The organism is Gracilibacillus halotolerans (assembly GCF_014206945.1).
In the GTDB taxonomy this organism is placed as follows: Bacteria; Bacillota; Bacilli; order Bacillales; family Amphibacillaceae; genus Gracilibacillus; species Gracilibacillus halotolerans.
Genome location: NZ_JACHON010000017.1, coordinates 30,245 through 50,519, shown reverse-complemented (window position 1 = coordinate 50,519; position 20,275 = coordinate 30,245). Strand labels below are relative to the sequence as shown.

Sequence of the window (20,275 nt, the reverse complement as noted above, 5' to 3'; positions counted from 1 at the left end):
GTTGGGAGATTTACAATGAAAAATATGAAAAAACGCCAAGAATTACTTCGTTCCTTTTTTTATGATATCCATGTTCACGACAAAGATCGCTTAATGGATTGGCTAGGTATTGCTTCTTCGACTTATTATAAAACATTAAAAGAAATGGCTAATCTTATTAGTCAAGGCGAACAACCGAAAAGAAATCAATTAGCTAATTTTGTACGGGAAACGATTAAATATGAGCCTTTCCAACAGACGAATAATTTGCTCGCTGCACTTTATGAATCAAAAACGATGAGAGAATTAGCAGCTTCTAGATATACCCTTATATTAAAATTTCTTCAGCAGTACGGGAAATCCTCTCGTCAGGAATTAATAGATTATTTTAATAGCCATGTATTAGAAGAAAATCAGAAGACGGTTCAATTTTCAGAATCAGAAATAACCCGCTATCTTGGTGATCTAGAAGAAGCTAGCTTTATTACTAGAACGAAAGAAAAGGGTGCTCAACGAATGGAGAATTTCTATGAGTTGCAAGCAACCTTTTTCGAGCATTTCTCTTTAAATGAATTATTCGAACTGTATACCTTTATTTCTTTTATTATCAATACGGAGGTTCCTAGTGCATCTGGCTACCCTTTACAAAAGAAGCTATTAAGTCACTTAGAATACAAACATGATTACCCAGAGTTTTTACTAAATGATACTTTCTATCAATATCCTTATTTCGGAAAAGTGTTAGATGAATACATTGTCTATGACCTATTACATGCAATGAATAATAATGAAGCTGTGACTGTTTATTATCAATCTGTAAAAAGCAATCGTAAACAAGTGGTGAATCATCAGGAGCAGCTCCTTCAAATTAACTTTGTCCCTCTTCACATCGTCTTTGACTACCTCTTTGCTAGATGGTACGTTATCGGCGCAGAAGTCAATCAACCAAAGGAGCAACCTCTTAAACGTTTGAGAATTGATTTTATTGCAAAGATGGACACACACTCCACTTGTTCTTCAGATGATTGGTCGTTATGGGAAGCACAAGCTGAAAAGGAATTAGAGAAGCCATGGTGTATTACGTATAGAGAAACAACAGAAAAGGTAAGGGTTAAATTTACCTTTTACCCAGTGGATCAACAAGAAAACTTTATTCGTAAACGTGTCGAAGAGCAAGGACAGTGGGGCAGGATTGTAGAAGAAATAGACCGATCCTTTATTTGGGAGATTGAAGTCACTGATACAAGTGAGCTTATTCCATGGATTAGGAGTTTCGGGAGTAGTGCGACAGTTTTAGAACCGAAGCCATTACAAGAAAAGATTCATGCCTCTTGGAAGGAGACTTTACAACTATATGATCATCTCGAAATATAACTCACCTTTATTTTTAGAAAAATTACATAAGGATTATCTCTACAAACACGGAGAGCTTCTCTCCGTAGAAGCAGGACCCTACTTGCCAACACAAGCAGAGCTTTCATGGCTAAAAAGTTTTCTTACGACTGACATTGCGACATCCTTATTATCTGAAACGACGAGTCAAAAATTAGAAGTTTTGCTGAAGGATAGCCCAAAATTGGAATGGGAAAATTATCTTACAAAAAAACAGGTACCACATACAAGTATTCCAAACGTGTCGTATCTTTATTTAATAAAACAAGCGATTCGTGAAAATAATGGGATCCATCTTACTTACGAAACAAAGTCAGGGAAAATATTATCTGAAGAAGGTTGTCCGATTGAATTTGTTTATAATATCGCAAAAAAAAGATGGTATATTAAGTGGTTAAAAGAGAATGATTCCGTTATGACCACTCCATTAGATTTAATTAAAGAAGTAAATAACATGAAGCTAGAAGATAGCACTTTAATAGAAAAAGCGGAGAATTACCGGTGGAATCGTGGGAAATTCAAAAAAGCGGTAGTTGAATGGAGGCCACAGCAATCAAACATGGACATTCATCGTTTCTTACATGCATTTTCTGCATTCAAAACGTTCCTCCAAGATAGTGAACCAATCGCAATGGAAATCCATTATCAAAAAGAGGAAGAACATTTTCTTTTATCAAAAATTAGACAGTTTGGTCCTCATGTATTTATTCAATCTCCTGTTTCCTTGCAAAAAGCTATGCTAGAAACCGCAAAAAGAGCGATTAGTAATTATGAATAATCGCTCTCCGTATACGAGTTCGTGCATGATATATGTAACCATTACTATATCATGCACGCTAAAATCGGATAACTTACGGATGACATTAACCTACTTGCCTTTTCACTAGTATAAATTGAACGATAGGATTAGTTAAATAAGCAAGGCAAATCGCAATGAAGAATATATAGTTGTCTTGATTATTAAGTATCAAATAATCAATCATCCATAAAAATAATAATGCCAAGTAAAGAACACTATAGCTAATCTGGTTACTCTTCTTTATAATCTCTTTTCCCATTTCGTCCTTTCTCACATCTCCGCGCTTCCTCCAAGTCAATACCTCAGTCCATAGAACCAATAGCGCAATAACTAACAAATACTCTGTCATGCCAAACCCTTCATCTGTGACAAAGTAACTTAGTAACGTTCCGCCAAAATAAAGTGTAATACCAATGAGTACGAGCAAACCAATAATCTCTTTTGTCTTCATTTTTTCTCCCTCCCCTTATCTGTAATGTTTTATTTCTTACTACTCGGTATAAATAAATCTTCTATCGATACGTCCAGCTGCTCTGCAATATCAAAGGCCAGCTGTAAACTAGGATCATATTTGTTGTTTTCGATTGCATTAATCGTTTGTCTGCTTACACTACAGAGTTCTGCTAATTTTCCTTGTGAGAATCCCTTACTCTCCCTGTGAACTTTTATTCGGTTTTCCATTGTACCAACCACCACTCTTCACCTGTCAAAAACCTTTTACACTTATACTATAAAATAGAATGCTTAGGGTGTCCAATACTTTTGACATGCAAGGCCAAAAAAATAGAACGCTAAGTAACAGCGTCCTATCATTCCTTTTTATTGATTTCCTTTTTTAACCCATTCCGCAACCGTTACTGTACGTTTTGCTTGATGTTTAACAGCATCTTGTACATCTTCTATCATCTTGCCGTCTTGATCAACGGAAACACTTGTACCATAAGGGTTACCGCCTGCTCCAAATAATACAGGATCTGTATAACCAGGAGTCGCAATAATCGCCCCCCAGTGCATCATAGAAGTGTATAGTGATAGAATAGTTGCTTCTTGACCTCCATGTGGGTTCTGTGCAGAAGTCATCGCACTCACTACTTTATTTACTGTCTTACCACTTGCCCATAGGCCACCTTGAAGATCCAAGAATTGTTTCATTTGTGACGCCATATTACCAAAACGTGTTGGTGCACTGAAGATAATGGCATCTGCCCATTCTAAATCATCTGATGTTGCAACTGGCACATCTTTCGTAGCATCTGCTGTTGCCTTCCATGCTTCGTTACCTTGAACAACAGAATCTGGAGCTAATTCTTCAACTTTTACTAGGCGTACTTCTGCACCTGCAGCCTCTGCTCCCTCTTTTGCCCATTTGGCCATTTGATAATTAGTTCCACCCATACTATAAAATACAACTGCTAATTTAACGTTTGACATTTGTTCCATCTCCTTTTTCTTCTTAAAAAATTTATCAAAAATACCCATCTTTAATAACCTTCCTTTATTTGCGCATTTCATACCATGAAGTCTAAACTCCCAAGCATTAAGTAGCTAACTGATTTTACTTATTATTAGTTAGAATGTGTTCTTCATACCATTTTTTTGATACTTCTACTTCACTCATTGTTAGTTGATGCCCATTACTCTCCCAGTATAATTGAACATTTGCATCCGCACCTTCTAATAATTCAGAAAGGTCTTCTGACTCTTTTAATGGACAGATAGGATCATTGGTACCAGCTGCTATAAATACCGAAGTACCTTCTAAATTTGGCAGTTCGATTCCTCGTCTAGGTACCATAGGATGGTGAAGACTAGCACCTTTTAGAGAGTTTTCATAGTGGAATAGCAGGCTTGCTGCGATGTTTGCTCCGTTCGAATAACCTACAGCAACTACATTACTTCGGTCAAATTCGTATTTACCTGCTGCCTCATCAAGAAAATCGTATAGTTCCTTTGTTCGAAAAATTAAGTCCTCTTCATCAAACACACCCTCAGCTAATCTTCTGAAAAAGCGAGGCATACCATTTTCAGATACGTTTCCTCTAACACTTAATACATTCGCACCTGGATCTATTATATTTGCTAATGGTAGCAAATCATTTTCTGTTCCACCAGTTCCATGAAGCAATAGAAATGTTGGCTTTGTTTGGTCATTTCCTTTTTTAAAAATGTGTTTCATATTCTTACACTCCTTCTTTTAGTTTTCATACTCTTTTGGAAAGTCTTTCGTACTTCTAACCGTATCAATTGGACGTACGAGTTTCTCAATTTCCTCACGTTTTTCTTCAAAAAATGGAGGTAATGACAACTTTTCTCCTAACGTTTCGTAAGGTTCATCTCCCATAAATCCTGGACCGTCTGTTGCTAATTCAAATAATACTCCCGGAGCTACATTTGCGTATAAAGAACCAAAGAAATACCTTTCTACAAATCCGGAATTTGGTACTTGGAAAGATTGATATCTCTCGATCCAGTCATCAATTTCCTTACGATCTTCCACACGAAAAGCAGCATGGTGTATCGTTCCGTATCCTTGTCGTCCCCTTGGCAAGATAGTGTTATATTCAACTACTACTTGTGCTCCATTTCCTCCTTCACCTGTTTCGAATAAATAAGAGGAACCTTCTTGAGCTATTTCTCTAAACATATAGACTTGTTCTAATACGGCTTTAAAATAGTCGAAATTAGAAACACGTACAAAAACAGGTCCTAAACCAGTAATGGCATATTCTAATGGTATTGGTCCATCTTGCCATGGAGTCCCAGACACAACACCTTTGTTATTTTCATCTGAAATCAACTGATATTGTTGATCATCAAAATCCACAAAAGATAGTGTTTTCTTCCCAAAACGTTCTTCAATCCCTTTATGATTTACCTCTAAACGGTCAAATCTCTTTACCCAATACTCTAATGCACGGTCATCTGGTACTCTAAAGGAAGTTTTGTGAATCTCATCCGTACCATGTTTGCCTTTTGGAATCCCTGGAAAATCAAAGAAAGTCATATCAGTCCCTGGATTACCAGTATCATCAGCAAAAAATAAATGGTACGTTTTAATATCATCTTGGTTAACCGTCTTCTTCACTAAACGCAATCCTAATACATACGTAAAGAAATCATATATCTTTTCCGCACTACTTGTGATTGCAGTTATATGGTGTACTCCTTTTAATTCATTCATCGATATTCCTCCGTTTTTTAATAGATTGGTGGTAGGTTCTCTTCTAACTCTTTTCTTCTTCCTTCTAACCAACTCGGTAGCATGAGCTTAGTTCCTAGTTCCTGCTTCCTTTCATCTTCCGTAAATCCAGGTACATCTGTAGCCATCTCAAACATTATTTCGCCATCTTCTTTAAAATATAAAGATTGAAAGTACTTCCTATCTTTTATTTCTGTAGGCTCATAACCTTTATCTATTAATAAGGCATGCCATTCCTGTAGCTCTTTTTCATCCTTCACTCTCCAAGCAATGTGATGAACAGTCCCTGCACCAGCTAATCCTCTGACAGGATGAGAAAGCTTGACATCAATAGTATTCCCTATGGTTTCAGTGGTTGTAAATCGATAATATTCCGTTGTTATTTTTTCAAGCTTCATTCCTAACACATTTTCTAATACGGCAGCCGTCTTTAAAGGTTGGGTGGAGTATAAAACTGTCCCAGCAATGCCTTGAATAGCATTTTTGGCTTCTATTCCATCTGTTGAAGAAATAGTTAGACGAGATACGTCTCGCTCGACTAATTCAATTGGTAAACCAGCTGGATCTTCGAAACGTAAATAATCTTCATCCATTCGAGTAACCATTTGAAAAGATATATTCTTGCTCTGTAATCGACTTTCCCAATACGTTCGAGACCCTTTTGGAATCATATAGCTAGTTAATCCAAGTTGCTTCGTACCAACACGTCCCTTTATAAGTTTCGGCCAAGGAAAGAAAGTGATAATGCTTCCAGGTTCACCATCAGGATTGCTAAAGTATAGATGGTATACTTCCGGTCGTTCAAAATTAACCGTCTTTTTTACAAGTTTTAATCCTAAAATATCGCGATAAAAGTCAATCGTTATCTGTGGATCATTAACAATAGCCGTAATATGATGAATTCCTGAAGTCTTTAGCACGTCTACCTTCCTTTCGCAAGCTAGAATTTTACTTATCTAAGTCTCTTACTTCTACTGGAACTAATCTAGCTTCTATTTCTCGACGATGTTGTTCGTATTGAGATGGAAGTTTTAAATGCTGACCTAAATTCTCCACTGATTCATCTTGCATAAACCCTGGTGGGTCTGTTGCAATTTCAAAAAGAATCTCACCATGCTCACGGAAATAAATTGCATTAAAATAATTTCTGTCTCGTACCGGAGTTACTCCAAAACCTTGTTCGCTAATGTATCTTTGCCACTGCAACTGATCTTCATCGTCTCTAGCACGCCAGGCTATATGGTGTACGGTACCGACACCGAACGAGCCTCGTTCCACTGGTACTTTTTTTACATCAATCCTATTCCCTATATCTCCAGTGGATTGAAAACGAATAAAATGATCTTCCTCTGCGATTTTTTCTAATCCCATCACTTGTTGAAGAGTACGTATTGTTTTATTCGGCTGAACAGATAGCAATACTGCACCGGCGAATCCCTTAATTGCTACATCCGGTGTTACATCACCAAACGTCCAATTATTTCTCTCTCCTTCTTCTCTTTCCACCAATTCTAAATGTAAACCGTGAGGGTCCTCAAACTGTAGGTAGGCTTCACCAAAACGTTCCGTCCTCTTTGATTGGATATGAAACTTTTTTAATCTCTGTTCCCAATAGCTTAGTTTTCCTGGTGGTATCGCATAGGTTGTCACTCCTACTTGACCACCGCCTATTTTTCCTCTGTGTGCGTTAATCCACGGAAAGAAAGTAATGATTGTCCCTGGCTTACCTGTTTCATTCCCAAAATAAAAATGGTAGGTACCAGGATCATCAAAATTAATCGTCTTTTTCACTAAACGTAACCCTAAAACTCCTGCATAAAAATCTATATTCTCTTGTGGATGACCGACTATAGCAGTTATATGGTGGATTCCTGCTGTCTGTTTCATAACACCTCTCCTAGTTCTTAGTTGATGATATTTTACCCTAAGTAACAGCCTTTATGATGTGTTTTATCTCAGCTTCATTTATTATGAATTCGAGATATATAACCAAAAAATTAAATGCTTTCCGCAAAAAATTAAATGCTTTCCGCATAATATCCTAGCTTTTTCAATTGATGAATCATATTTTCCTTTTCTTCTCTCGATAAACCTAACAGGATTTCGTTTATAGCCTTTCTATGTTTTGGGAATAGAGTATCCATTAATTTCTCGCCATTATCTGTGATAGTTGCAAATGTAATCCGACGATCATTAGGACATGGATTTCTTTTAACCAATTGTTTCTTTTCTAATTTATCTACAACATACGTAATACTACTACTCGCTATCAGAACCTTTTCACCAATTTTTTGTATCGGCTGGTCTCCTTTATGATAAATCAATTCTAATACAGCAAACTCTGTAGGATTTAAACCTAGCGTTTTAATATCGTCTTCAATTTTTTTCTTGATGGAATCTAACGTTCGCGTTAATACAACAAATAGCTTCAGTGATAATTCCTCATCTTTAATATGTGAAGGTGTCATCAAATCCATTCCCTTTAATTATTTCGAATTCGAGATAATAATACAACAGTCCTTTTTCTCTGTCAACCCATTAGTTTGAAGCTGAGATATTTTTTATCATTAAATGCACAAGAAAAGCGCAAGTATTTTAGCTCTTAATATTTCAAATCTAAAAGAGCCAGTATACTTGCGCTACAGTACGTATTTAATGCTTTACTTATCTAAGCTTTCTAGTAAGCTCTTCAATAAGAGCATGAAAATCATCTCTAACCTTCTTCACATCCCGTACAGGCATTGCGCTTTTATGTAAATATTTATTACGATGCCTATCTACAAACCGCTTAATTTTATCCTTTAATTGTTTTCCCTCATTAATAAATTCAGGCTTAAGTGGAGCTTTGTTCGATTGATACTTTTCAGGTAGACGCTTTTCATTAGGATGGTAAAATTCAATGAACGTATAGTATGCTGAGAAGGACTGTTTATAAAAACTACTATCGCCCACTCGAATATCATCTAATGCTTCTAATTTCCTTTTATAATATTTATAGTACAAAGCTGGTACACCATGTGAACTAACAGACAGCTTTTTCGCTAAAAATAACTCCAACGCTTTAAAATAAGATAAGACAACGAATGTTGAATCGAAGCCAATCTCATTCTCAGAATCTTTCTCCTGCTTTTCGAATGCTGGTTTAAAGTGCATATACAGCCATTCACTCGTACTGATTAATCCAAGAACATTGCTTACCTTTGGATAAGTTTTCTTATCTTCTGAGTTAGCGATTAGCGCCTTTGCTTCTCTATCTAATTGAACAAGCTCTTCATAAGTTGCTTTATTGATTTCATTTTTTAAGAGCTTTTCCCCGTCTCGTATATCTCCATAACGCTTTTGCAATTCTTCAATATGTTCACCATAATAACGGAGTTTTTCTTCCATCACTACTTTTAACATAACGTGATCTGCTTCTAACGTTTCGACATCTGTGAAAAGCTGTTCTAAATCAAAGCCCTTGAGACGAAGTAAGTGAAGTAATTGATTGGAATTGTCCGCTTCCAATTTCTTTTCTATTTTTTCCATCCAATTGTTAACTTCTTCATCTTCTGCAAGAAAGCCATGAGCTAGTCGTAAATCTCTTTTCGCATCCTCTACTAATTCTAAATGGAAGTGACACTTAGCTAAGAGTAAGTGAATTTGCCCAAAGAGCTGTTCCAAATACACGCTTACTTTCTTTCCATGTTCCTCATCATTGTTTGCCTTTGCATCGGGGACAAGCCACTCTTCCTCCAGCTTTAAACGAAGATCCGCTCTCGTTTCAATCATTGTATATCGTAAGAACCGTTTTATGTATGCTACTGTATCCTCATACTGTTCCAGCTCATAAAGAATTGTCGCATATCGCAAGAAATTGTAATCATTTTCTTCAAAAAAATACTCATTATTAAAAGATACCATATTCTTCTTTTTAAGCTTCCATTGATCTTGTAAAAAGCGCTTAAAATGATACTTACTTTTGTCTGGATTAAATAAATATTCTTTATAATAAAGATATGCCAAACGCTTATGGGCATCTTTGTAATTATTATCCATACGTAAAGACCTTTGATAATATTTTTCTGCATTTTCCCACATGGCTAATGCTTCGTAACAACATCCCATCAAATAGTAACCATGGGCATCCATGGAGCTTCCTTTTTTCAATAATTGTAATGCTTCGTATGGTTTTTCGCCCAACATGCCTTCCGCTATTTTCAACACACTTTGCGACGTTGGTTTCGTTTCATCTGCTTTTTTATATGCAATTCCCGCCAAATCTTTGTTTCCTTGCTGTTTATGCATATCACCGATTGCTAACCATTTCTGTTCTTCCGCTAGGCCTAACATATCCAGCATTGCAGACGTTTTTACGGTTAAGTAATTAGGCTTGTGTGCGAATACAAAGAAATCCTTGTATATGAAAGGATGAAATCGATGATTTTCACCTAACATCATCATTACGTTTAAATATTCACTAGATGGTTTAGCTGGTTTGACTAAACCTTCACATTGTAGACACGGGAGCTCTTCCGGTTTAAAATCATCTGCTGTCTGCCCATTCGGAAGAGCACCCCCACCATGAAAGCTTACACATTGTTGATTCGTAATCTCTTTGTTCATTATTGGGCAGTGGTATACTGGTGCTTCACTCATTCTCGTCATCTCCCCTTCTATATCATTATATCAAAACTACTAGGAGAAAGTATCCATCTTTTCAAACGCTATAATAGGCATATGGACCTTCGCACTTGCTTGGAAGTTTAAATCACCAGACAGTACAACAATATTTTTGCCTTGTTGTTTTTCATATAGGTAGTCCGCAATAATCTCTTCGTCGGGAATACCTTTCATAAGGTTATTTTTCTTTAGGAAACTGTCCTGCCATTTTGAAACCGTAAATTCAAAATGAGGGAGCTCTACTAAACGCCGTATAGCTCTTCGCGCACGATAACCTTTTTGTTTATCCTCACTAGTCTTATTCTTATCCCATTCCTGTTGAACTCGTTTACTAATAAGGATAGGGAACTTCTTAATCTCCTCTATGATATAGTCATCGGCCATCATGAGAATGTTTGCATCTAGTGCGAGAATCGTGTCAGAATCTAGCTCAGAAAATTTCTCCATATTGTAGGCAAGTGCACGAAGTCGTCCATTCAGTTGTTTTTTTCGTTCATCAATGCTCCACTGCATATCTTCTTTCCTTTCTAGTAATTTCTCATACGGCCTCTCCCATTTCATATAGATGTTCTCTACCCATCTAGCTCTCTTTTTTAAATGAAGAATGCTGTTTTGGAGTCGTTCTAGCTCCTTTTTTCTTTTTTTCAATTGTTGGTGGTTTTCTTTCAAAGCATTAATAAGAGGTTTGCTTTGATAAATGTATTTAATAGCGAAATACTGACGCAAGCTAAAAAATAGGACAAATAAAATGATAGCAACAAGCAACACGCCGCCGTTTTCAAGATGACCTCTAAAATACACGAAGTTCGTCAAGGTAAAGAAAGTAATAGAAAAAATAATTACTCCATAAAAGTCTTTCCTCGCCATGCTTGTATCTTGACCATACAGGATTGAAGCACTTTTAATTGGAGAGCCAATTGATAGGGCAACCCAACCAGCAATTGACTCTTGGTAAGGATATGCGGATTGTATCTCCATTTGTCTTGAGTACCATAGGACCATAAACGTACTAATTCCGAAACTAAACATTACAAATGTGATATTAGCTATTATATCTACCATTACACTCTCTCCTTTTTCCACTTTTTGTATTGTTTCATCGCTTCTTCCTCGGTTAATTCAAATGAATTCCAACGGTTTAATTCACTTTCTAAACCAGGCAAAGTTTCTTGTATTTCCGCTATTTGCTGTCGATATTCTTTTGCCGCTTGGATTTTTTCTTTCATTAGCATCTTTTGTTCTTGAATTACCTCTTTTAGGCGCAGAATCTCTTCTTCTCTAGCTTCATGTTCTTGTTGATCTATCTCTAGCTTTCTTTTCAGATATTCCTGATCACTCTCGTTTTCTTGGAGCATCGTAAACAGATAAAAAAGCACACTTAACATTGTTAGTAACACAACAATTATCCACGTTAGCATCTTATTCCTCCTCAGGTTTATAAAAAATGAGTGCTGTCCAACTTCCTAAATGAGTTGAATCATAGTCGATCGTTTTTAGTAGTTGATAGTTGCTTGAATCCGTGTGTAGCAGAGCTGACGCAAGAGGACTTAGCTTCGATTCCATCACCCAACAGCCATAACCTCCTTGTCTTAATGTTGATGAGCACTCTGGTATTAACCGAAAGATATTATCGATGTTTAACTCTGCTATGACAGTGTCTGCTCTGTCTTTGCTTTCCCATCGCTCCTTTACCGTTAGACGCGTATCGCCTAATATAAGCTGAAAAACTTTCGCTTGTAACAGGTGGTGATTACTCTCCTCTATAGCTGTTAATTCCGTGATTGACGGGACGGCTGAACTATAGAGCAACTTCGATGCAAAAATAGAGGATAAATCCATCACATGACCCTTTAACATATCGTCTTCTTTCATTTCATCCAATATTTCTTCCACCCAGTATGACGGGGAAACCGATAGATTAAATTCCTCCTTTAATGAGGGCATCGACAGCGCTAAATAAGATTTAGCAAGCTGATAGGACTGTAATGGTAATACGGATAGATGAGCGACTAAATTTCGTACTATCTCATCATTTAAGTAGGGTAAGAATGAAATTTGCGGAATATCTAACTCTCTCATCGCTTGCATAACTAATAGAGGAAATTGTTCTGGACGTTCCTTTAATTCCTGCCATCTGTCAGCTTCCTTTTGTTGGTATAAATAAATGCGTGTTAATAGCCCCGCATTTACGAGTTCTCTTAATATCTGAGGTTTCATTCCTTTTAAACTCGTGAACAATTCAATGAAAACCATATTTATATCTGCCTCTCGCTTCAATGTTTGATTAGGAGATGTTAATCTAGGTAACACTTCGATAGGTGTACCGTTCCATGTGGTCCATTGCCACTTATTGTTATATTCTCCTATCAAAGCTGGCTGTGATAGTCTAAGTTTTTCTTTTAACTCTCGACGATCTTGTGCCGATAACGTGGAATCTACTACCGCTGCATAAGGCTGCGCTACTTGATCTTCGTTGATGATATAACCTAGTAAAATATGAATTAATTTGCCGTTCAATATTGCTTGTATTTTTCTCGCCCATACGCAACCAATTTCAGATAATATATTTTTCATCTTCATTCCTCCGTTTTTTTGTTTGTAAGAATACTATAAAAGAATAACGAGAATTGAAGTAGAGCAAATGGTGTACAGTTAGAGTTGAAGCCAATACTATCAGGCGTTTGCGACGTTACAATTCTATTTCTATACGTTACAAACTTGTAAATATTTGTCATATAACAACTCGTTTCAAGACTTGTCAAGGGCTTTTCCCTACCACATATAACCCACAGATACATTTTTATCCAAACGAAATCTAATAAACTAGCGGTGAGGAGGACGTGTGATTCTAATGGTAAAAAAATACTCTAATGTTACAAAAAAAGGCATGATATGATAGAGTCACATCATAGATAAAGGAGAGGATACTATGTGGAAGAAAGCTAGTATAACGCTACTTTTAGTAAGTGCATTAATCTTTGGTTCCGGGTTTTCCCATGCAAATTCCGACTCGAACGTGACAAGTGTTCCTAAAGTTTATTACACTACAGACTGGAAAAATGTCGATTTCCAGGAGTTATTCGACAGAATTCTCCAGCAATATAAAGATGGTCAAAAGGATGGCATAACGAAACAACCTGGAACGCCAGTTGAGGCAAGTCCAGCACAACCAGACTCTAATCAGCAAGATGTAGAAGAACAACGTACAGAACAAACAAATGACTCTACTCTTAGTGAATTTGAACAGCAAGTTGTAGATTCAACAAACGCGGAAAGAGAAAAACACGGACTAGCTCCATTCCAAATAGACGAAACGTTGAGCAAGGTTGCACGTATGAAATCACAGGATATGGCGGATAATAATTATTTCAGCCACGAGAGTCCGACGTATGGTTCTCCATTTGAGATGATGCAACAGTTTGGGGTAACTTACCGAGCAGCAGGCGAGAATATTGCCAAAGGACAGAGATCACCTGAACAAGTAGTAAATGCGTGGATGAATAGTGAAGGACACCGTGCTAACATTCTGAATGCTAACTTTACGCATATTGGTGTAGGCCATGTAGCTAATGGTAACTACTGGACACAACAATTTATCGGAAAATAAAGATTTGTAAACAAAACAGGTTCCAAACACTACGAAAGTGTTTTGGAACCTGTTTCTTTACTCTACATATTGATTCAGAGTTTTCGTTAAATTCTGTTTTACTGATGTATCCGTTACGATTAAACTAGCTGGTAAAGCAATAAACTTCGTCTTTAATTTTAATTCATATCCATTATTCACTTCTTCTCCAAATCCATAAAAACGATGGTTCGTATTAATAGGATACCACTCATACGATTTTATGAATTTCCACCGAATAAACCTCCCACCGCACAGCATACCGTCTTGTACAACTGCAAACATATTAAACACAGTATGCATTTGAAGATAGGGAACGATAGCTAGCAACAATAACGGCCAGGAAATTGTTTCGAAATAAAACCAAAGTACGAGCACGACCGTAAAATAAATAATCGTACATGCATATAATAGTACCCCACCTTTTTGGTAAGATGGTCGTGGCGGCCGTATCTTTTTTTGTGGATAGACGTGTGTTGATGACCACTCTTGATCCGTTGTAGGATAGAGAATAGGTTGCCTCATTTTAGTTAATAAAACGATAAATCGATAAATAATATAGATAACAAAAAGAATGATTATAATGAATAATGCTGTCTCCATATCCTTCACAACCCCCTTTTTATAACAACACTTTTCCTTTTCACAATGCTCTGAGTGCTCAGTCAATTCATTTATATATCATTATACCATACATAAAATGGAATAATATACCGATTCATACTTATTTTATTAGCTGTTTGGATATAAAAAAAGCAGGTAAACACTCACCTGCTTTTTTTGCTTTACATCATTATTAAAATGATTGGCTAATATCTAATGACTGATTCACTGCAGATTTTTTCTGTTGTGATTGAGCGATTCTTTCGGTAAGTTTTTCGAAAAACAAATCTTCATTAATTGGCAATTCCACGGTTTCATCTAACCATGAGGACAAATAAATAGCATTGGAAATCTCTAATCCTTTGATCCCTTCCTCACCTGGTGCGAGTAATTCTTCTCCTGTCCGAATCGCATCTACCCAGTTCTGCATAATTCCTACATGTTCCGTAGCTTCTCCTTTTATCGGAACTTCAATTTCCCAGCATTCGGGTCTTCCAAAACCAGTTTGGTCCGTTGCATTAAACTCTCTTTCAGATTGTGTTAGTCGATGGAACATTAGCTTGTTGTTTTCTACGACTATTTTTCCTCGATCTCCTACAATCTCGTATCGATTTGTTCCAGGTGCCTCACCTGTTGATGTGATAAACACTCCAGTTGCTCCATTCTCATATTCAACATAAGCTGTTACGTCATCTTCTACTTCAATATCATGGTATTTACCGTAATTCATATAACCGCGCACTTTTTTAGGCATAAGCCCTGTTGTCCATTGCCATAGGTCTAGCTGGTGTGGAGACTGATTTAACAACACGCCTCCCCCTTCACCCTTCCATGTGGCGCGCCATTCACTAGAATCATAATAGCTTTGCGATCGGTACCAGTCGGTTATAATCCAATTGGTACGCTTTATTTCTCCTAGCTCACCAGATTGAATAAGGTTCCTTACCTTTTGAAAGAGTGGATTCGTCCGCTGATTATACATCATGCTGAATACCAAACCTGATTGCTCTGCCATTTGATTCATTTCTCTAACATTTTTCGTATAAACTCCTGCTGGTTTTTCGAGTAACACATGTAACTTTTGTTGGAAAGCCTTCATAGCACATTTCGGATGATGATAATGCGGAGTCGCTATGATGAGTGCATCAACCTCCGCTTTCTTGAAAAATTGATCCTCATCCTGAAACAGCTGTACGTCGGATCCAAGATTTTCTTCCACCCATTTTAGTTTTTCTTTCATTAAGTCACATACTGCAGTTAACTTAGCACCTTTTACCTCTCCGTTATACAACTTGCTCGCATGGGAGCGTCCCATATTGCCAACGCCCATCACACCTACTTTTACTTGAGTCATCAAAGACACCTCTTTAGTTTTTATTAAAGCTGTTTTATCATTGCTTTTAAATTGTGTAGACTCGTTTCTAAACAGTCAAAGGGATTTCTTTCGCAAACGTCTTGTTCTACGGCGTACCACTCAATGCCATTTGCTTCTCCCCATTGTAAAATCGAAATAAAATCAATCGTACCTTCCCCTACCTCTGCAAAAGTTTGCCTTTCATCTTTTGTCATATCTTTCAAGTGAATAATGGGCATCCGATTGGAATAGTTAGCTATAAATGGAACAGGGTCACGTCCAGCTTTTGCCACCCAATAGACATCTATTTCAGCTAAAATCTTGTTATCATTTGCAGGGTTTAACATAAAACTTAGTGCATCCTGACCATCAACCTGTGTATCGAATTCAAAATCATGATTGTGATAGCTAATTCGATATTCTGGAACTTGTTCGGCTACTCTATTTAATGTTTCTTTTACCTTTCGATATCCTGCCTCATCTCTTAAATCCTCTGATAAAAATGGACAAATAATATCTCTCGTACCATACAGGTCAGCCTCGTTAATGACATTTTCTAAATCTTCTTCCAATCGTTGTAACGATATATGCATTCCCGCAGTCTGTAGCTTGTTTTCTTTTAGTGCATCTGCCACTTCCTTTTTGTCATATCCGGGTGGTAGCGCTGAGATTTGTACAGCTTGCCAGCCCATTTCCTTTAATTTTTTAAATACTGAACGAATACCTTCATTCTTTAATTCTTCACGGACGGTATATAGCTGCGCTGCAAATTTCTTTTCCATTTGATTACTCTCTCCTTTTTGGTAAGCGCTATCAATATTCTTAATGACATTATATTTTCAACTCATATGTAAATCATTAGATGAAGTTACTTAATTTTAAGCAAAAATTATCTGAGAGTGCTTTTTTCTATCGCATAAAAATTAAGCCGTCTATTTCGGTATTCCTTTGGTGTAACGCCGACCTTTTCTTTAAAGTATCTACTAAAATGGGAAACACTTTCAAACCCACACTCATTAGATACATCCTTAAGTGCTTTGTCTGGTTCCATTTCCAATAAATACTTTACTTGTATTAACCGACATGTCATTACATATTCCATGACGGTATAACCTGTCATTTCCTTAAAGATATGTGATATATAAGATTTACTAAGGTTAAGATTTTCTGATAGATAATCTAATGTTATTTTTTCATTATAATTTTCGCGAATAAAGATAGCAATTCGTTGGGAGTGGTGGAATTTTTCTGTTTTTTCATAAGGAACTTTAATGGCATTAGATTCACATAGTTGGTGAATTCTAACTAATAGTTGCGTAAGTAAAACCTTTAATTCTGCTTCCCACATCGCATCAACTTTCGCTTTTTTTCGTTCGACTAATTGGTATATAAGTGCGTCTATGTATTCCTTCTCTTTTTCATCATCCGTTCGAATTAGGCAGTGCTGTAAATCTTTAAATAAATCTAAAACATTTGCAATTCCTAATTCCTTAAGTACACCTTCTATCCATTGCGGGGAAAAGTGAATCACGCTTCTAATATATTCCCTGTCTCGGTTTATATTTGGCTTATGTAATGTGGAACCGTCCATTAATAAGATATCTCCAGGCTCTAAGTCTAAAATTTGATTATGAATGATATACCGGCATGATCCGGAATGAAAAAGGTAAATCTCATACTGTTCCGGGTGGGAATGATAATCAAATGCATCCATTGTATCTGAACGATAACCAATACGAAGAGATTCAATCATGTACATCATCCTTTTCACTAAGTATGTACTAGTATAACTCGTTTCCCTCGCGATATCATCTCCTTATAATTATCTAAGATTGCTGTCCATCCAAGCTTTCGAACAACTATGAAAGTTAGTAACTCATGTTAAGAGTGCATAATAAAAGACCTCGGTAAAAACGAGGCCAACTATTAGTATATATGTTTATTTTAATTTCTCAGGGTTCTTAACTTTTATTGATGCGACTTCTCCACAATCCAAACAAACGGTATAAACCTTCTCTGAACCAATAGCCATTTTTTTATCTAAGGGTCGTAGATTTATATAATCCGTTGCTTGGATAAATGAATTTCCTTCACAACTCTTACAATTCATTTGTATTCACCTCTTATAACAAGTTTTGTAAAATGAAAGCATTTAAGACAGAATCTTGCCAACATTGTATCTCAAAATAACAATTTTTTTATATGTATTTGACTTACTTTTTGCTCTAAAAACCGGAAGTTATAGATTACTCTAACTCCCGGTTGCCTTCGCTTATTTTGGTAGGTTAAACGCTCGTTCTAACTCGCTTATACTATTGCTATCAATTGGGACGACATCCCCGAGTACATAAGATGATATCAGCGCACGTGCGCTAAACTCGGCTACTTCTAATCGATCAAACGTGTTTAATAGATCAGACCCTGTCACAATCACGCACTCATTTTCTACAATAGCAATTGGAGTTGAAGGTGTGAACACCTCTGCAACTTTCTCTGGTTCTGTATGTGGTGATATGGCAGGAAGCTTTGGAATATCTCGCATAAGAATGTAGCTTTCAGGAATTGTCTTTGAGTCCAATTTCATTTCCGTTACTGCAAATGCCATAACATGCGGTGGGTGCGCTAATATAATCGATTCCACATGCGGATGCTGGTCATAAATATACTGATGTAATCGTGCGGAACGACTAGGTACTTTTCCACGTTCTCTCTTTCCATTTTCGATTCTAACAATATCACTTGGCTCTAAATAATGGCGATCAACAGCATATGGAGTAATAAGAAACGAATGATCGTTCAAACGCAGAGAAAAAGTTCCTTGTGTACTTGTGAAAAGGTTTTGTTTATAAGCTCGATGGATAAGCTTACACATATCTGCTCTTAATTCACGCTCTTTAATACCATAAAATTCTGGTATAAATTCCTCCATTTCCGTTTGCTGGCGATGATTATCAATTGTTTTATCATCTAATGATATTGGTTTCGCCAAGCGACTTGCTTCTATTTCAATTCTCGCCGTAAATTCTAATGTTTCGAAAACTTTAAAAGCATCAAATAGGTTGTCATGACCAACAACTACCCCATGATTTTCTAACATAACAGAGTTAAAGCCTTTCGCAAATTCCGCAGCAATCTTTTCACCTAAACCTTGACTACCAGGGAGTCCATATTTCGCGATAGCTACTTCCCCACATGTTTCATAAACATTTGCCATTAGTCTTGTTTCTGGTGCTTTACGAACAATACTAAATGCAACCAATGCTGGTGGATGTGCATGCACAACCGCTTTCAAATCTGGCCGAGCTTGATAAATTTGTTGATGAAAAGGTAATTCACTAGATGGACGATGAATCCCTTCCACGTCGCCGTTCTTTTTCACGCAAATCATATCATCTCTCGTTAAATTCCCTTTATCGACACTTCCTGGCGTTATCCATACATCTCCATTCTCATCTCTAATAGATATATTCCCTCCTGAAGTTGTCGTTAGGCCACTTTGATAAATTCTTTCCATAAACATCATTAATTGGTCAGCTGGATGTAGCATATCTAAATTCATATGAAACTTCCCCTCTCTTAGGTGTGTTACCGCTTCCTATCTCTATCATACTACCAAACTGTGCATAGACACAAAGGACAATTTTGTGAATATTTTCACGAAGTTTAAACTAAGTTGATAAATCTACTTTTTTTCCACCTGGAACTTTAATAGTTAGCCCATCAACATGAAGCCAAACAGCTTGTACAGAAGGATTATAGACAAATTCACTCCCTGCCGCAAACTGTAATCGTTGAAATGCTTCGATATAATCGATGATTTCGATATTTGTGGCATACCATATATCATCACGATTTCCAATCGACTCACAAAATTGTTCGATTATCTCCCAATTGTTATCATTGTCAAATTCATAACTATGCCCCCAAACGTACATCATGTATAAATATTGTTGTTTATACAAATTCTTAAACTCTTCTGCTAGCTGTAATACGTTCTCATTATGATGACATGTAGGGTTCCACTCAAGAAAATCATCCGGTATATGGAAATTTCCAGTACTATGTACCGTTCTGGCATATTGAATGCCTAGTACAGGGAGCATCGTTTTGATTTCTCGGTTATAAGATCCATTTGGGTATGACATTCCTCTTACTGTAGTACCCGATATGCTCTCTAGATTTTTTCTGTCTTCTATAACCTCTTCTATGAGCTGTTCTTTTGGTGATCGTGCAATAGTCGGATGTGTTACTGTATGTGCCGATATTTCATGACCTTTATATAAGCGAGCAACTTCATCTCTAGAAATCCGATCTTCTTTTCCTAATAATCCTGAATTCAGGTGAAAGGAACCCTTTATTCCATACCGATTCATAATTGAAACTAATCGTCGATCTGCCTCCTTACCATCATCATAGCTAAGCGTTAGTACTTTATGTTTACCTTCTGGAAATGTCATCGTTACCTGTGGCATTATTCTTCCTCCTCCATAAATAACAGCGCTTACATTATTATATAGTAAGGTGTGGTTGATTTCTATACTGATAAATTATAGACAATGTTTTGAAAACGTTATTGCAATACACTTCTAATGATTATATACTGTAGTAAATTAATGGAAATGGGAGTGGTTCTTAAGCTTGTTTCATTTTATACAAAGGCAG

22 protein-coding genes are annotated in these 20,275 nt (G+C 36.7%); 3 read left to right on the top strand and 19 right to left on the bottom strand.

Annotated features, from left to right (window positions below; genetic code table 11):
* Window positions 1-15 precede the first annotated feature (15 nt).
* Both GGQ92_RS13135 and GGQ92_RS13130 read left to right on the top strand, forming a co-directional pair.
* The gene (locus tag GGQ92_RS13135) at window positions 16-1,353 is read left to right on the top strand and encodes a helix-turn-helix transcriptional regulator (RefSeq protein WP_184249748.1); all 1,338 of its coding nucleotides are present in this window, start codon (window positions 16-18) and stop codon (window positions 1,351-1,353) included.
* Window positions 1,334-2,149, top strand: a complete 816-nt coding sequence (locus tag GGQ92_RS13130) for a WYL domain-containing protein (RefSeq protein ID WP_184249746.1) — start codon at window positions 1,334-1,336, stop codon at window positions 2,147-2,149. The genes GGQ92_RS13135 and GGQ92_RS13130 overlap by 20 nt, the downstream gene beginning before the upstream one ends.
* 85 nt (window positions 2,150-2,234) lie before the next feature.
* On the opposite strand, the gene GGQ92_RS13125 is transcribed toward GGQ92_RS13130, so the two are convergent.
* The 12 genes from GGQ92_RS13125 to GGQ92_RS13070 form a co-directional block, all read right to left on the bottom strand.
* Window positions 2,235-2,621 carry a hypothetical protein gene (locus GGQ92_RS13125; RefSeq protein ID WP_184249743.1) on the bottom strand — a complete coding sequence of 129 codons (387 nt, stop codon included), beginning with the start codon at window positions 2,619-2,621 and terminating at the stop codon, window positions 2,235-2,237.
* A gap of 29 nt (window positions 2,622-2,650) precedes the next feature.
* Window positions 2,651-2,851, bottom strand: coding sequence for a helix-turn-helix transcriptional regulator (locus GGQ92_RS13120; RefSeq protein WP_184249740.1), 201 nt, complete (start codon window positions 2,849-2,851; stop codon window positions 2,651-2,653).
* A gap of 138 nt (window positions 2,852-2,989) precedes the next feature.
* A complete protein-coding gene (wrbA, locus tag GGQ92_RS13115) occupies window positions 2,990-3,601 on the bottom strand; it encodes an NAD(P)H:quinone oxidoreductase (RefSeq protein WP_184249737.1) in 612 nt (203 codons plus the stop codon).
* Window positions 3,602-3,725: 124 nt separating this feature from the next.
* A complete protein-coding gene (locus GGQ92_RS13110) occupies window positions 3,726-4,346 on the bottom strand; it encodes an alpha/beta hydrolase (protein WP_184249734.1) in 621 nt (206 codons plus the stop codon).
* Between the two features lie 18 nt (window positions 4,347-4,364).
* A complete protein-coding gene (locus GGQ92_RS13105; RefSeq protein WP_184249731.1) occupies window positions 4,365-5,351 on the bottom strand; it encodes a ring-cleaving dioxygenase in 987 nt (328 codons plus the stop codon).
* A 17-nt stretch (window positions 5,352-5,368) separates the two neighbouring features.
* Window positions 5,369-6,289 (bottom strand): VOC family protein, encoded by a 921-nt coding sequence (locus GGQ92_RS13100; protein ID WP_184249728.1) that lies wholly within the window; start codon window positions 6,287-6,289, stop codon window positions 5,369-5,371.
* Window positions 6,290-6,317: 28 nt separating this feature from the next.
* Complete coding sequence (locus GGQ92_RS13095; RefSeq protein WP_184249725.1) at window positions 6,318-7,256, bottom strand: ring-cleaving dioxygenase; 939 nt, start codon at window positions 7,254-7,256, stop codon at window positions 6,318-6,320.
* Between the two features lie 131 nt (window positions 7,257-7,387).
* Window positions 7,388-7,837 carry a MarR family winged helix-turn-helix transcriptional regulator gene (locus tag GGQ92_RS13090; RefSeq protein ID WP_184249722.1) on the bottom strand — a complete coding sequence of 150 codons (450 nt, stop codon included), beginning with the start codon at window positions 7,835-7,837 and terminating at the stop codon, window positions 7,388-7,390.
* Window positions 7,838-8,033: 196 nt separating this feature from the next.
* Window positions 8,034-10,007: a tetratricopeptide repeat protein gene (locus GGQ92_RS13085; RefSeq protein WP_184249719.1), complete on the bottom strand. Its 1,974-nt coding sequence runs from the start codon at window positions 10,005-10,007 to the stop codon at window positions 8,034-8,036.
* Between the two features lie 39 nt (window positions 10,008-10,046).
* The gene (locus GGQ92_RS13080; protein ID WP_184249716.1) at window positions 10,047-11,093 is read right to left on the bottom strand and encodes a PIN domain-containing protein; all 1,047 of its coding nucleotides are present in this window, start codon (window positions 11,091-11,093) and stop codon (window positions 10,047-10,049) included.
* A complete protein-coding gene (locus tag GGQ92_RS13075; RefSeq protein WP_184249713.1) occupies window positions 11,093-11,449 on the bottom strand; it encodes a hypothetical protein in 357 nt (118 codons plus the stop codon). Before GGQ92_RS13075 ends, GGQ92_RS13080 begins: the two co-directional genes overlap by 1 nt.
* A gap of 1 nt (window position 11,450) precedes the next feature.
* Window positions 11,451-12,605: a hypothetical protein gene (locus GGQ92_RS13070; RefSeq protein WP_184249711.1), complete on the bottom strand. Its 1,155-nt coding sequence runs from the start codon at window positions 12,603-12,605 to the stop codon at window positions 11,451-11,453.
* A 355-nt stretch (window positions 12,606-12,960) separates the two neighbouring features.
* Between GGQ92_RS13070 and GGQ92_RS13065 the strand changes: the two genes are divergently transcribed.
* Window positions 12,961-13,638 (top strand): CAP domain-containing protein, encoded by a 678-nt coding sequence (locus GGQ92_RS13065; RefSeq protein WP_184249708.1) that lies wholly within the window; start codon window positions 12,961-12,963, stop codon window positions 13,636-13,638.
* A gap of 57 nt (window positions 13,639-13,695) precedes the next feature.
* Here GGQ92_RS13065 and GGQ92_RS13060 read toward each other — a convergent pair whose 3' ends face one another.
* The 7 genes from GGQ92_RS13060 to GGQ92_RS13030 all read right to left on the bottom strand — a co-directional run bounded on the left by GGQ92_RS13060 (window position 13,696) and on the right by GGQ92_RS13030 (window position 20,085).
* On the bottom strand, window positions 13,696-14,259 hold the full coding sequence (locus GGQ92_RS13060; protein WP_184249705.1) for a hypothetical protein: 564 nt from the start codon (window positions 14,257-14,259) through the stop codon (window positions 13,696-13,698).
* Window positions 14,260-14,452: 193 nt separating this feature from the next.
* Complete coding sequence (locus GGQ92_RS13055; RefSeq protein WP_184249702.1) at window positions 14,453-15,613, bottom strand: Gfo/Idh/MocA family protein; 1,161 nt, start codon at window positions 15,611-15,613, stop codon at window positions 14,453-14,455.
* A gap of 23 nt (window positions 15,614-15,636) precedes the next feature.
* Window positions 15,637-16,395 (bottom strand): sugar phosphate isomerase/epimerase family protein, encoded by a 759-nt coding sequence (locus tag GGQ92_RS13050; protein WP_184249699.1) that lies wholly within the window; start codon window positions 16,393-16,395, stop codon window positions 15,637-15,639.
* A 107-nt stretch (window positions 16,396-16,502) separates the two neighbouring features.
* Entirely contained in the window at window positions 16,503-17,366 is an 864-nt protein-coding gene (locus tag GGQ92_RS13045) for an AraC family transcriptional regulator (protein WP_184249696.1), read from the bottom strand.
* A gap of 186 nt (window positions 17,367-17,552) precedes the next feature.
* Window positions 17,553-17,723, bottom strand: coding sequence for a hypothetical protein (locus GGQ92_RS13040; RefSeq protein WP_184249693.1), 171 nt, complete (start codon window positions 17,721-17,723; stop codon window positions 17,553-17,555).
* Between the two features lie 162 nt (window positions 17,724-17,885).
* Window positions 17,886-19,172: a class II aldolase/adducin family protein gene (locus GGQ92_RS13035; protein ID WP_184249689.1), complete on the bottom strand. Its 1,287-nt coding sequence runs from the start codon at window positions 19,170-19,172 to the stop codon at window positions 17,886-17,888.
* A 109-nt stretch (window positions 19,173-19,281) separates the two neighbouring features.
* Window positions 19,282-20,085, bottom strand: a complete 804-nt coding sequence (locus GGQ92_RS13030) for a polysaccharide deacetylase family protein (protein WP_184249686.1) — start codon at window positions 20,083-20,085, stop codon at window positions 19,282-19,284.
* Between the last annotated feature and the right edge of the window lie 190 nt (window positions 20,086-20,275).